Annotated in this window: 12 protein-coding genes and 7 pseudogenes; 14 read left to right on the top strand and 5 right to left on the bottom strand. The window is 42.8% G+C overall.

The genetic code is table 11. The features are described 5' to 3' along the window. Positions 1-140: 140 nt before the first annotated feature. Complete coding sequence (locus BC8716_RS00230; RefSeq protein ID WP_094423430.1) at positions 141-1,091, top strand: cyclodeaminase; 951 nt, start codon at positions 141-143, stop codon at positions 1,089-1,091. Positions 1,092-1,191: 100 nt separating this feature from the next. Here BC8716_RS00230 and sda read toward each other — a convergent pair whose 3' ends face one another. From sda to BC8716_RS00215, 3 genes and pseudogenes are all read right to left on the bottom strand, one after another. Further along, complete coding sequence (gene sda / locus BC8716_RS00225) at positions 1,192-1,338, bottom strand: sporulation histidine kinase inhibitor Sda (protein ID WP_081427575.1); 147 nt, start codon at positions 1,336-1,338, stop codon at positions 1,192-1,194. Between the two features lie 186 nt (positions 1,339-1,524). Continuing rightward, positions 1,525-2,166 (bottom strand): spore coat protein, encoded by a 642-nt coding sequence (locus BC8716_RS00220; RefSeq protein ID WP_094423429.1) that lies wholly within the window; start codon positions 2,164-2,166, stop codon positions 1,525-1,527. Between the two features lie 110 nt (positions 2,167-2,276). After that, positions 2,277-3,605 (bottom strand): annotated as a pseudogene (locus BC8716_RS00215) (amino acid permease). 150 nt (positions 3,606-3,755) lie between these two features. Here BC8716_RS00215 and BC8716_RS00210 point away from each other — a divergent pair. The 11 genes and pseudogenes from BC8716_RS00210 (at position 3,756) to BC8716_RS00160 (ending at position 10,770) form a co-directional block, all read left to right on the top strand. Then, positions 3,756-4,344 (top strand): annotated as a pseudogene (locus tag BC8716_RS00210) (LysE family transporter). Positions 4,345-4,348: 4 nt separating this feature from the next. Then, positions 4,349-4,757, top strand: a pseudogene (locus BC8716_RS00205) (manganese catalase family protein); the annotation flags it as partial. Between the two features lie 206 nt (positions 4,758-4,963). Then, a pseudogene (locus BC8716_RS00200) lies at positions 4,964-5,347 on the top strand (DUF5082 domain-containing protein). A gap of 18 nt (positions 5,348-5,365) precedes the next feature. Then, positions 5,366-5,629 (top strand): YwqI/YxiC family protein, encoded by a 264-nt coding sequence (locus tag BC8716_RS00195; RefSeq protein WP_094423428.1) that lies wholly within the window; start codon positions 5,366-5,368, stop codon positions 5,627-5,629. A 19-nt stretch (positions 5,630-5,648) separates the two neighbouring features. After that, a complete protein-coding gene (locus BC8716_RS00190) occupies positions 5,649-7,520 on the top strand; it encodes a T7SS effector LXG polymorphic toxin (protein WP_094423427.1) in 1,872 nt (623 codons plus the stop codon). A 29-nt stretch (positions 7,521-7,549) separates the two neighbouring features. Further along, positions 7,550-7,864, top strand: a complete 315-nt coding sequence (locus BC8716_RS00185; protein WP_094429126.1) for a hypothetical protein — start codon at positions 7,550-7,552, stop codon at positions 7,862-7,864. A gap of 46 nt (positions 7,865-7,910) precedes the next feature. Next, complete coding sequence (locus tag BC8716_RS00180; protein ID WP_094423426.1) at positions 7,911-8,264, top strand: PIM7 family immunity protein; 354 nt, start codon at positions 7,911-7,913, stop codon at positions 8,262-8,264. Between the two features lie 805 nt (positions 8,265-9,069). Then, a pseudogene (locus BC8716_RS22555) lies at positions 9,070-9,453 on the top strand (polymorphic toxin type 50 domain-containing protein); the annotation flags it as partial. Positions 9,454-9,476: 23 nt separating this feature from the next. Next, a complete protein-coding gene (locus BC8716_RS00170) occupies positions 9,477-9,815 on the top strand; it encodes a YxxD family cognate immunity protein YxxD (protein ID WP_157730315.1) in 339 nt (112 codons plus the stop codon). Between the two features lie 158 nt (positions 9,816-9,973). After that, the gene (locus BC8716_RS00165) at positions 9,974-10,444 is read left to right on the top strand and encodes a hypothetical protein (protein WP_094423424.1); all 471 of its coding nucleotides are present in this window, start codon (positions 9,974-9,976) and stop codon (positions 10,442-10,444) included. A gap of 17 nt (positions 10,445-10,461) precedes the next feature. After that, positions 10,462-10,770, top strand: coding sequence for an immunity protein CdiI family protein (locus tag BC8716_RS00160; RefSeq protein WP_094423423.1), 309 nt, complete (start codon positions 10,462-10,464; stop codon positions 10,768-10,770). Between the two features lie 52 nt (positions 10,771-10,822). Here the strand turns inward: BC8716_RS00160 and BC8716_RS23045 are convergent. Continuing rightward, positions 10,823-11,055: pseudogene (locus tag BC8716_RS23045) on the bottom strand (IS256 family transposase); the annotation flags it as partial. A gap of 60 nt (positions 11,056-11,115) precedes the next feature. Then, a pseudogene (locus BC8716_RS00155) lies at positions 11,116-11,480 on the bottom strand (recombinase family protein); the annotation flags it as partial. Between the two features lie 136 nt (positions 11,481-11,616). On the opposite strand from BC8716_RS00155, the gene BC8716_RS00150 reads away from it, so the two are divergent. Together BC8716_RS00150 and BC8716_RS00145 are read left to right on the top strand one after the other, a co-directional pair. Beyond that, the gene (locus tag BC8716_RS00150) at positions 11,617-12,276 is read left to right on the top strand and encodes a TetR/AcrR family transcriptional regulator (RefSeq protein WP_094423422.1); all 660 of its coding nucleotides are present in this window, start codon (positions 11,617-11,619) and stop codon (positions 12,274-12,276) included. 91 nt (positions 12,277-12,367) lie between these two features. Continuing rightward, a complete protein-coding gene (locus BC8716_RS00145) occupies positions 12,368-13,504 on the top strand; it encodes an alpha/beta hydrolase (RefSeq protein WP_094423421.1) in 1,137 nt (378 codons plus the stop codon). The last annotated feature ends 90 nt before the right edge of the window (positions 13,505-13,594 follow it).

Raw genomic sequence — 13,594 nt, 5'->3', positions numbered from 1 at the left:
CCATTCATGCCTAGCAAATGCTCTTCCTTGCCAATTTGACAACAGGCAGGTGAATTCCTGTTTCAGTTGGCGAATAAATTTTAAGAAGTAGGCAGGAAAAAAAGATAGCTATGCCAAAAAGGTCTGAGGGAGTGATGTTTATGGAGCACTATCAGGAAGAAGCGATCCGCAACCATGTAACACTATGCGAGGATGCGCTTATTGAAATAGAAGAGGCGTTTAAACAGCTACATTCCCGCACTGTCTCACAGCCTCCTGTCATTCGTGTCGATATACCGGAACATCAGGGAGAAGCAGATATTAAAACAGCGTATATCCCTGGTTTATCTACGTTCGCGATTAAAGTTTCTTGTGGTTTTTTTAACAACCCGTCGATCGGGCTGCCTAGCTTAGGAGGACTGATGCTTGCGATGGACGCTAAGACAGGTGTGCCAAAAGCATTGCTAGCCGATAACGGCTATTTAACAGATGTACGCACGGCGTTAGCAGGCGCAATCGCTGCCGATCGTTTAGCAAAAAAAACGACTTCAACAGTCGCCGTATTTGGTACTGGCATGCAGGCCCGCTTGCAAGTAAAAGCGCTTAAGCTTGTCCGTGATTTTGCGGAAGTCGTTGTTTTCGGACGGTCTGAAGAAAAAGCGCTTCTTTATAAAAAAGAGATCGAGGAAGAATTAAACGTTCCTGTTCACGTAGCTAATAGTGGAAAAGAGGCTGTTGAACAAGCAGATCTAATTGTGACGACAACACCAGCCGAACACTATATACTGAAAGCCGATTGGCTGTTACCAGGTGTCCACGTAAATGCGATTGGCTCAGATGCAGAGCATAAGCAAGAAATCGAGCCAGCAGCATTTTTTAAAGCAGACAAAGTTGTATGCGACCTTTATTCACAAAGCTCGACGATCGGCGAACTCCATCATGTACAAGGTTTTTTAGCTGAACATGCGATTGAGTTAGGGGCGATTTTAACTGGAGAAAAGGAAGGCAGGACGTCTGAACGGGAACGGACCATTTGTGATTTGACGGGCACAGGGGTGCAAGATACAGCTATCGCCAATTATGCATTGGCAAAAATGAAACGGAGCGAATAAAAGAAGTCGAGCCTGTCGCTGTCTGAATTTGTTTTAATGCTAGAGGGACGGTTGTTTGGACTGCGACAGGATAAAAGAAAGAAAGAATAAATCATTATTTTTAGGAGTGAACAAGTTCTGGGAGACGGATGCCTCTGCGCAACACTTCTTCTTGCAACAGCGCGATAAAATCATCTTCTAGACGATGTTCAACCGCTTTTACGTAAGAATCGATCAATAATGAATCGTCTATGTCGTGTAGCGTCATGTCATTACCTCGCAATACATAAATTTTGGATGTAAAACTTCGAAGTGATGTAAAAAGCAACCTTTATTATAATAATCCAGAAGATCAGACGATTTCAAGCATTATATTGGTGAAAAATATTGTAAAAGTAAACAGTTGATCGCTTACAATAAAAATGCCAAGCACGAGGCTCGGCATGTACTCGCTTTAATGCGTAGAGTTGCCAGGCATTTGCGAGTTGATCGAAGCTTGGGCATAGCTGTTTTGCAGCTGTTGCATATCTTGCTGAACAAGCTGCGGAACTTGGTAATAGCCCTTTTTATTTTGGTAAAGCGAAATTTCGTAAGCCATTTCAATGCAGTTGGGCAAAGAATCGGCAAGCACACGGCGGACGACTGGGTTTGTCGCTTCCATTGCCGCGCTTGTTTTGATAGGAGCAACTGATTTTACTGCATTTAACATCGAAAGGGCAATGGTTTCATCGTTGATTTCAGCCGTGGATTCCATCGGTTTTTTCGGTTGGCCGCCTGGCTTCATGCCATACGTAAAATCATTGCCTTGTTTCATTTTGTAGCTTTTTGTCGGCACTGCAGGATCTTGACCTGTTTGGAAGCATTCTAAAGTGGTGTTGTACTCCTGTTTCATAAATGCTTTTTGCCTATCCAAAATGTCACGAAGTTCAGGGTCTTGCACATGTTGGCTTAACATCGTGTACGTATTCATTGTGTTAATTGATCCTGCTAGAACTTCGTGTACATCAAACATTTCATGGCCGCCATGGTTCATTTGTGGCGTCACAGGGCCTGTTTCGATGTTTTGGTGCATATTTTGTTGCTGTTGGAAATCCATTTTTTGTCCTCCTAATTGAAATGTCATTACGATTTTTAGTATGAACTCATTTTTTTGATCTATGCAGTGAAATATGGAAATCCATTCTCGCCAAAGTAAGCTCTTTTAGCTCAAGAGCTACTCTGTTCTTTGTGCGGTTTTTTTACAAGCCATGCAATAAGCACAATGATTGCAGCGAAACCTATGCTTAAGTAAAAGCCTGGCCGTCCCGTTTTTTCCGCCAAGATGCCACTGATGGCCAACAACATCAACAAGATGCCAATAATGTTTCCACTTATGGAAAAAACCGTTTGTTTCAGCAAGCGCATATTGGACAAAACGATGCAAATCCAATTAAACAAAATAAGAATTCCTGCGGCTGTTGTAATATACTCGAACAGTTTCCCGGGCAATAATAGCGCAGCAATGACTGCACAGATTAAGCCAACAACAGCGAGGCCAAGGGAAGGCAAAGGAAGGTCCTTGTATTTGATTTTCTTTTCGAACCATTAAGGTGCGTTCCCGTCATGGGCTAAGGTTGTTAGCAGCGTCGTCACCCCAAATAGCGCCGCTGTCATTGTCGAAAAGCCAGCAACAATAATGGCTGCATTAAACACGTGGGGAAAGAAAGCAAGATGATAGTCAGACAACGCAGTCACAAATGGGCTTTCTTTGTCTGTAAATTGGTCAAACGAGACCATGCTGACGGCGAGTCCTAATGAAACGGTATAAATGATCGCTAAAAGCAACAACAGCGCCGTACCTGATTTAGGGGCATCTTGTTTTTGTTTTAATTGCATCGCCATCAACCCAATGACTTCAATCCCGGCAAATGCATAAAAAGCATAGATAAGCGATCCCCAAAAACCTTTTATCCCCCGTGGGAACAACTCATTGTACGAAGACGGAACAGATGGATCTGGCCCTGTCCCATCTAGCCATTGAAAAACAGTGAGAAACCCAAGCACGATAAACAACAGAATGGCCGCCGTTTTCACGACAGCGAGGACATTTTCAACCGAATCAAATCCTTTTGTACCGAGCAAAACAACGCCAATGCCGAGAAGCGAATAGATCGAGGCGAACACCCAAAGGGGCACATTGTCAAACCAGAAACGAGATAAAATCGATAAAGCCGTTAATTGGCTGCCGATAATTAAAATGTTGGACATCCAATAGTTCCAGCCAGTGGCAAAGCCAACACGGTTCCCGAATGCTTGTTCTGCATAATAACAGAACGATCCTTCTTGCGGATCGTCCGCCGTCAATTTGGCAAGGGCAATAAAGACGACGTACGTGCCAAGAGCTGCAAGCAGAAAGGCAATCACGATCGAAGGGCCAGTGAGGCCAATGCCAATGCTCGAACCTAAAAAATAGCCAGTACCAATTGTGCAGCCAACGCCTAAAAGTGAAAGTTGCCACCAGTTTAAACTTGTATTTTTTTCTTTTTTCTTACTCAAGGCCAACCTTCCTCCTTTGTCTCCTCGTTAGCGTCTGCCTTTGATTTCATTTCTATACCATGCGAAATTTAAAGTCGTACAACCCGTTGTTCCTGAATATAGTAGAACTGGGACAAGGGGGGATTAAAATTGGTATTTCTAAGTTACATCATGTTAGGCATTTCATTAGCAGCTCCAATTGGCCCAGTCAATGCGGCTCAAGTAGAAAAAGGCATTAAAGGCGGTTGGCCTTGGGGCAATGGCAGCGGACGCACTGTACATGTGTGCTGTGTTTTTAGGGGTTTCCCGTTTTTTAGAGTATGAGGTCGTGACCGTTTTCTTATGGCTGTTTGGTTGTTTTGTCCTTGTATACACAGGTTTTGAGAGCATTATGAAGGTGAAAAAAGAAGCACAAACAGGCCTCGGCGTAAGGACAAACGAGTCGCCGAGACAATCATTCCAAATTGGATTTTTGATCTCGATTTCCAATCCGCTGACGATTTTATTTTGGCTCGGCATTTATGGCTCGGTACTAGCAAAAACGATTTCTGAATATGAAATGGCCACTGTTTGGCTGTACAGTGTGGCGATCTTTATAGGCATAGCGGCATGGGATTTTACGATGGCTGTTCTGTCAAGCACCGCCCGCGCTTTTATGAATGAAAAGGCGCTCATTGCCATTTCCGCTTTTTCTGGCGTCTGCCTAATCGGCTTTGGCGTTTACTTTGGCTACCATGGCATTGCATTGCTTTTCGGATAGCAGGAATGATCCATATGTTCGCGACATGCTGTCATTTCTCATTGCCAGGGACACATACCATCAAAACATGTGGTATGCAGCCATTAAAGAATTAGAAGAATGTGAAGAAGATATTGTCGTTCCGACCACTTTTCCCCGCTCTCTCGAAAAAGGCGAAGTCTCTTATACGCTGTTCAACTTTTCAGAAGGAGAAGCAAGCAGAAAAGGCCGCTGGGCATACGGACCAAGCTTTGATGGTAGGGGGAATTTTCACTATTCGCCTCAACCTTATGCCTGGGGGGCAAAAGCCTCATTTGCCGCCAGCACCACTGGCTTACCACAATACCGTCCCTGGAAAATGCAATGGCCAACAACAAGCCTCGAATCAGGCGAACCAAAAGCCCCAGCAACAGCGAGAAACGGACCTCGAGTAGCACCTCGAGGTTTTTTGTATGTGCAGGAGGATCGGGGGGCGTCGATAGTTCCCCGTTTAGAAACGCCTTACTATATTGGTTTCACTTAATTGATGTACGAGTCTGTTTTTTCTAGACGATTTCGAACAGTTGTTTTAAAATAAAATGGAATGAATAGCCATTTTTTTTAGACGGAAGAACGAAACCATCATGGGGGAGGATGGCCGATGGCCGATCAAACAGAAATAGCCAAGCTCCACTATGAAATTAGCCAAATGCGGGCGCAACTTTTCCAGACAGAAGCGCAATTGGAGCGATTGCGGGCGGCAAAACAAGCGCTTGTTTCCGAACAAGCGACTCTTCACGACCATAATAAATGAGGGAGCGAACCAGAGCTAGACCATGATGCGTGGCGCGGCCAAGCCGAATCGACACACGATGACATTCGCCACCATATGCGACAGGCTTACACGAACGTACAAGACGAAACGGAACAACTGATGCGCGTGATTGAAATGGAAACGAGTCGTCTCCAAACAATGGTGTCTTCTTGTCAAGTCGTCATCGACACAAAGCAACAATCGCTCCAAACATTAAAAGCGACGAAATAAGAAAGAAGGAGAACAGAGATGCCGGAAATCAAAATTGATGAAGACGAAGTGCTCAGCGCTTTAAGCGAAACGGGGGAACAGGCCAGCTATTCTGTGTCGGATCACGAGCCTGCGATCCATACGTCGTCGATGGCCTTTCTCCATTCATTGCTGGAAGTAGAAAGCGGGTATGCTGAACAATTAAATCGCTACTTAGACGTCGTGAAAAACGTACAAGCAGAAACGAAAGAACTCGTTCAAACGTACGGAGTCGTGGACGAGATGCTGGCAAGCCGCCGATAACACAGAAAGGAATAGACAGATGAACACACTTGACGTACAAGAAGTACTCGATGCACTTGACGAAATTGTGGAACGAAAGCTTCACGATCAAGCACAGCTCGAACGCTTGCAGGCCAGCATCCAGAAGATCATTCACCTTGATTCCCTGCAAGGCGAAGGGGGCGAAGCAATCAAAGACCATTTTGCGACGCTCCATCTCCCTGTATTGGCAGCGTTCCAGCTTTTCATCGGCCAATACATCGAACAATTGAAGCAAATCCGCTCGAATTTGCTCAACTTTGAAAGCAGCTCCGCCCTGATCCGGGAAGAATTTCTCGCCGATGTCAAAAACGGCCTGGACCGAGTCGAGCGCTATGCGATCGCAGATGCGACAGCGATTGAGTCGATTCGCGCTTCCATCGCCGACCTATTGCCACTGCCCCCGTTCTCGATGGAACCAGTCCTTCGCTACGCCCAACAAGGCAAAGACCATGTCCGTATAACGGCGGAAAGGCTTGGCAACCTGGACGAAGCCAACGACACGGTGCTCGCAAGCGCAAAAAGCACTTTGCAAGAACTGACGACTGTCGTCAGCCAAGTAGCCAACTGGACCAGTGGCGGCGTGATCGCCTCCCCAGAAACGCAGGCGGAGATCGATGCCAATATGGAAGAGCTGTACCAAAATGTCGTGACACAAGCGATCCAAATGGCACCATTAGACCTAAGCCATGTCGAAGGCCGCGAAGGGGAGCTGTACCAAGACGTATTGCCGCTCGAATTTCTGTATACAGGCGCCTACGCCCCTCTATACGGTAGCCTGAAAGCAGCTAACTGGTATTACTTGAACCATTTCCCTGTCAGTGCCATCCTAAGCAATGAACAGGCGCTGCAAGCGTGCCGAGCACCATCGATGGGAGAAACCCATGCCGTTACCCCATCGTACTTCCCGTTATTTGCGCGCCTATCGAGCCTGCCCGCTAACGGGACGGTCTCACCGGCGATCCTGACACGGCAACTCCAACAGCTGGTGCCGATCCAATACCAATGGTACCAAGCCCAGCTCCGTACCCAAGCGATTCAAACGGACACGTCGCAAGTGGTCGCTACAAAAGAGCATGATTTTACTGATGAAGAAGTCGCAGCGATTCAAGCGTACCTGGAAAACAAACCTCCGGGCGACGGTCCCCTCATAGCCGAGGTTGACGAGGAAGTATACAACAATGGACGTTATCCTGGGCCGACGATGGATGCCCGTGTCGGCGCCGATGGGATCGCGTATAAAAACAACATCAGGACCTTCCTTGATCCAGTAGTCGACTTTTTCTTCGGTGACTTCCTCACGCTCGCCGACCCAGAAGCATCTCTCGGGGAGAAAGCCTTGGCAACGACGTTTATCTTAGTGAAGCCAGCGAAAGTGGCCGAACTAGGATATGACTTGTCGAAGGTGAGGAAGGTGGAGACGGGTAATAGAACTAGCCAGGTTAACAAAGTTAATATACCGGAAAATAGTATTAAACATTCAAATGTAGGTGACTTTACAACAAATCCTAGAACAGGAGCTATTTCAAGAATGAAGGGTGGAGGACATGGACAAAGTAATATTGAATTTTTAGAAAAAAATAATGTAGATTATAATATAACTCAAGTATATGAGAACGGTGTTAGAGTGGGGAATGTACCTGGACATAAGGTGAAAGCAAAAAGAACAGGTTCTAATCAGTCATGGTTTCCAGAAAACTGGACGGAGTCTGATATTACAGCAGCAGGTGCTAAGGTTGCTGAATCACCTAAATTTGCCAATGCTGAAAATGGAGTGGCTATTTTTGGAGAGTATAAAGGAGTTAGGGTTGGTGTTATAAAAACTAATGGAGAGATAGGGACTATTTTTCCAGATGCTACTAAACAACCATAGATGTAGAGTGGAGGATAGAAATGGATAATATGAAGATTGAAAATAAAATGGAAGTTATATTAGATAAAAGAAAAAAAATAAATTTAAATGATGACTATGGGATACAAAAAAGTTGGAATGAAATAATAGCAGTTCTCACAGAAAATGAGGAAAATACTATAAGGTATTTAGAAAATTGTAGTAAAGAAGATTTATACTGGATAAGTGAAGTTTTTGAGGATATAGCAGAAATTATACAAAGTAAAGAACTAATTAATTGTTTAAGAAGATTAGATAAAAAATTTCCAGAATTAGAGATGACAAATGATATTGATATAGCAGAAAGTTATACAGAAAATTCATAGGGAAAAAGGAATATTTGTGGCCTTATATAAAGTGAGGTGGAGTAATTTGAATGCACAAAAAATACTAAATGAAATTGAAGAGCTGCATTATTGGGATGCTAGAGTTTTGCAAATGGAAGCAAATTTTTTTGGAGATGAGATTAGAATTGTATTTGAAGACACAGAGTTTAATGTAATCCTACTTTTTACTGGATGTTCAAAATTCTCATTTGCAACAAGTGTTGATGATAGGTTGAAACCCTTAAAAGAGTTAACAAAAACTCAAATTCCGTATTTTATTCAGGATGTTGAGATTACAGATGTGCAGATTGATGGAAAAGACATATTAAAATGTAACATTTTAATGCCCCCTTTGAATGTAGAAGTTGTTTGTAATACTATACTAATTGATAAAGAATAATAAAAGAAACTTTGATTGATACGAGTGAACCGTCCCCCGGAAAATGAACACTTTAAAAAAGTCCGTTTTTCGGGTTTTTTGTGTTCTTTTACAACGAACCCGTTATAATCATATCAAATAAGAAGAACAGTGAATGTAAAAATAAGTATCTAATGTTTATTGCTCTTAGCAGAAACAGTTAGAATTTAAACCATTTCCCTGTCAGTGCCATCCTAAGCAATGAACAGGCGCTGCAAGCGTGCCGAGCGCCAGCGATGGGAGAACCCCATGCCGTTACCCCGTCGTACTTCCGTTATTGGCGCGCCTATCGAGCATGCCCGCTAACGCGACGGTCTCGCCGGCGATCCTGACACGGCAACTGAAACAGCTGGTGCCGATCCAATACCAATGGTACCAAGCCCAGCTCCGTACCCAAGCGATTCAAACGGATACGTCGCAAGTGGTCACCACAGGGGAGCATGATTTTACCGAGGAAGAAGTCGCAGCGATTCAAGCGTACCTGGAAAACAAACCTCCGGGCGACGGTCCCCTGATAGCCGAGGTCGACGAGGAAGTATACAACAATGGGCGTTATCCCGGGCCGACGATGGATGCCCGTGTCGGCGCCAACGGGATCGCGTATAAGAACAACATCAGGACCTTCCTTGATCCAGTAGCTGACTTTTTCTTCGGTGACTTCCTCACGTTGGCTGATCCAGAAGCTTCGCTCGGGGAGAAGGCCTTGGCAACGACGTTTATCTTGGTGAAGCCAGCGAAAGTGGCTGAACTAGGATACGACTTGTCGAAGGCGAGGAAGGTGGGAACTGGGGGGAAGGGTACTAGTGCGCCTTCTATTGGCAAGAAATCAGTACCTAGCGGACCGTATAGAGAAGTTAATGGATTTCCCGTTAAAGTAAAGCCAGGTGCACAAGAAAAGCATATTCCTCATACTCCAAATTACAAACAAGAACTTGCAAATGGAAAACACAAAAGTATCTTCTATGGCGATAATAAAAAAGCACAAGAATTGCTTGATAAGTTTGCCGGGAAAGGAACCACTGTGACCAAAAATAAAGAGAGAGTGGACTTTGGTGAACCGATAGGTAAATACTATGACACGGTGACTGGAAAATACGTTGATACTAATAGGGGAATGATACACTATGGAAAAGATGGTGCTCATATAGTACCAGCAAAACCATCAGAGTAGAATAAATAAGAAAGAGGATATCTATGGAAGCAGATTCTTTATTTAAAACATTAGTAGAGTATGAAGGTGTAGAAATCATATTAGAATGGAACAGTGGATTAAAAATTGTAGGCAAAACAGACACATTTTTTGAGACAGACAATGGATTAGATGATGATGATCCCGATTACACAGAGTATTATGCAGTCGCATTTCAAGTAAATCATATTTTATCCCATCCTACTACTAATGAAGGCAGTGTATATAGTTGGTTGGAACAAGAAAAAAGTACCTTGGTTGAAATTTCTCTCTATGATGATCCCCCAAGTGCAGTATTTTCACCTGAAGGAAAGAAGGTATGGGAAAGAGAACGTTCCAAATGATAGTTGCTATTTCAATTTTTACCTTGATTGGCTAAAAGCTTTTCAAGGTTTTTTATTTAAATCATGTCGGCACTCGGACGGTCAGCCCAGCAGTCAACTTTTTATTCGACGACTTCCTAAACGTTAGCCGATCCAAAAGTTCGTTAGGGGAAAAGGCCTTGGCAACGACGTTTATTTTAGTGAAGCCAGCGAAAGCAGGAGAACTAATCCAGGACTTGTCGAAAGCGAGGAAGGTGAAGACTGGGGGGAAGGGGAATTCTAAATGGAAATCAGCAGAATTATTAGATGAACTTGAAAGTAGTGGTATTAAATATAATCCTGATGAAGTAATGGTTATTACAAAAACAGCAGACGGTAAATTGGTTTGGCTTGAAAAAGGCAATTCAAATGCAGGTTTTGAACATGTAATGCGTCATGCAGATGAATTTGCAGTAAAGGGAATTAAATCAAATGAAATTCCAGATTTGCTGATGGAGGCGTTAACTAAAGGAAAAGTGGTTGGGACTCAAGGCCGAAGAAACAGTAGACCAATTTATGAAGTGGTTTTTAACGGACAGAAACAAAGAGTTGCAATAACGGTTGGAAATAATGGATTTATTGTAGGAGCAAATCCAAAATCATTACCATAATAAAAAGGGGGAAAATCATGAGCGTTATTAAGATATTTCTTGAGTATCAATGCTATCCAATGTGGATATATAATGAACGAGGTGAATTAGTTGACAATGATTTAGTTGGAGAACTTGACGGTGAAGACGAAATTGATAATATGCTTTTAGAGATACAGAATATTTATGATAACCTATTCGAAGACAATACTATCAACTTTGAGTACAAAGGATTTTCAAATGAAAATGAAAAGACCTTATTTCTTAAGAAGGTAGAAAACACTGTAGAGTTAATTAAAGAAAAGCTAGGGGACAAGTATTTAGTTGAGAATAAGGTAGAAATTTAACTAGATTAAATAATAACCACGGAGTTTGTAAAAAAGTGTGTAAGTTAAAAACTTATTCAATGTATTTTAAAGCCCTCTCTTTTAAATTTTCGTGAGAAGAAGTGGGTTCATAACCATTGCCCAGTTTTGGATATGGCCACCTTCCCATTTTGTTTCTTTATGCGTAAATGTATCACTGTTAACAGAGCATTCTAGGGGAATGTTCCTTTTTCTTATTCATTTTCCTAAAGCTGGAATGCCTTCTTTTTATTGCGTTAGTGGTAACATGATTTTACGAATGGTGTTTGACATAGTCATGTTTCACGTCTAATACTCAATCGCTTCTGTATAGACCCTCCAGTGCCGAATGAGGTTTCGTTCAAATTCAGCAAACGCGGCAAATAGATGAAACATCCGTTGCCCCGTTGAATTGGCTTTATTCATCGTAATGTTCTCTTGTAGAGAGTGAAAACTAATCCCTTTTTCATTTAAGTCGTTTCCTACGTTAATTAATCCCTGCATGTTCCTTTCCAGGCGATCCAACCGCCAAACAACAAGCGTATCACCTTCACGGACAAATTCTAAAGTTTCCTTTAACCCTTCTCTTTTCTTTTTACTCCACTTACTTTATCTACAAATATCTTCTCACATCCAAAAGAATGTAAACTGTCATGTTGTAAATCTAAATTTTGTAGACCTGTCGAAACCCGTGCATAACCAACTTCATATATTCCTTAGGAAGGATATTGTTCTATGCAATGGTTTTAATCTTTTATAGTGATATTAATATTTCAAATACTACTTGACGTGTGAATCAATTCACGGTATTGTGTGTATATATTCACACTTCACATTAAGGAGTATTCTATGCCAAAAAATACTTTCTTTCGTTTAGATGAAGCAAGGCGCGAGGAAATAGCTAATAGCGCTATGCATCTTTTTGTTGATAATCTTTACGAGGATATAACGATGAAGATGGTTTTGGATCGTTTGTCCATGCACCCCGGAACATTTTATCGGTATTTTGAAGACAAAGATGACCTATATTGTTTCTTAATACGTAATGTGACCGAGAAAAGAGCTGCGTATTTTAATAACAGTAATGAAGATTCCCTTTTCCAGTTTTTCCTTACAGGCTTATTTGGCAACGTGAATGGCATGGTGACGGAGCCGCTGAATGAGTTGGAAATCAAACTCACTAAAACACTTTTATACATTCCTGAGAACATTTTGCTTAAAATTTATCTCAATGTACTAAAGGGCGAATCATTCCCCTTAATCAAAAACATTTTACGCCGAATGAGGGTTGATGGATATCTCCGGCCTGATATTGACGACGACCTGATTTCTTTTATGTTTGAGTCCATGCAGTTTAATCTAGTTATGTTTTTTAGGGAATTCGATATTAAGGACTCTAAGCTACAACATAAGATTAGCAAGTACTTTACTGACTTTATGAGTCATGGGCTGCTAGAAGATCATAAATATACGGAAATTGTTAGCGATCTCAAAAAAGCCAAGGAGTAGATAGGATTCACTGAAGATAGGATGTAATCGTCTCACAGTAATGTATGTATTTCACAATCGTCACTTTTATTCATTAAGGGGGAACAAGAAAATGAAAACTTTTGACGCATTTCCAGAACCAATCGGCAGCTATACTGTCGGTCGAACCCAGATCGATTTTGAGTACACGGCATCAGATCACTCAAAAAGAGAACTGACGGCGTTTGTGTACTATCCGTCCGACAGTAGCGAAGGGAAGGCTACATCGACGTACATGTTTCCCGAAGTCTACGACATGCTTGATGAGCAGCCACTTCTCACTGCGTTGAAGGATGCTTACTCTATCGATATCAAGACCCAGTGTTACGACGACCTTGCTCTCTCGGGGAAGGAAAAGCGCTATCCGGTGTTATTCTATGTTTGCGGCGGGGGCGGTTCTCCAGAATGGGGTACTGTGATCAGTACAGACTTGGCAAGCTTGGGATATGTTGTGGTAAGCATCGGCCATCAGAATAGCACGATGTATAAGCGTAAAGACGGGCGCCTGTTTAATGTATCAAAGGATTTTTCGGATGTCATTATGGCGTTTTCTGAAGATCCGGAGATGGTGGCGTTGGCTAGTAAGATGGAGATGCGGCCTGACGATGAAACGGCCATTGAGATGTGCCAAAACGTGCTTACACTGCCGATCCTTGCCAAGTTAACAGAGTATAGCGAATTACAGGCAGAAGATGTAAGGTATGTAGCCGATTATCTTTACAAACTAGACTCTGGAGAGCTGAATTCCATCTTTAAGGGCAGATTGTTGCTTGAGGTTGGCATGGGTATAGTCGGACATTCTTATGGAGGGCCTACGACGGCGATTGTTTGCCGGGACGACGACCGGTTCGCTTGCGGGATTGGCTTGGATAGCGGTGCGTTCGGCCTTCTCGACAGCGACCTAAACAAACCCTTCTTGCTGTTGTTTAGTGAACCTAACTATAACATGAATGCGATCATTGGCGCTAACAATAGCAAGGAAACCTATTATTTCTCTGTTGATCGTGCTGGCCATCTAGATTACTGCGACCTCGTATTTACTAGTGTTAATGAGGAACTCAGAGGCGAACGGGATGCTATGGAAATGCGAAATCTTGTTACAGACTATACGAAGAACTTTTTTGATCATTACATCCTGCAGAAGGCTGCAAGTGTGGAGAGTCTGGCATATGATGGCGTGGACTTGATCAAGAAGACCAGCAATAAGTGACATAACCTAGAGGTTGCTGATAAACGCATGTCAAAGAGTTAGCCGCACAGACACAAAGCCGATAACCCTATTTCGCGGTTACCGGCTCTC

Source organism: Shouchella clausii, from assembly GCF_002250115.1.
GTDB classification, from domain to species: domain Bacteria; phylum Bacillota; class Bacilli; order Bacillales; family Bacillaceae_D; genus Shouchella; species Shouchella clausii.
The sequence above is the reverse complement of the archived record's forward strand: the minus strand, read 5'-3'. Positions and strand labels throughout refer to the sequence as shown.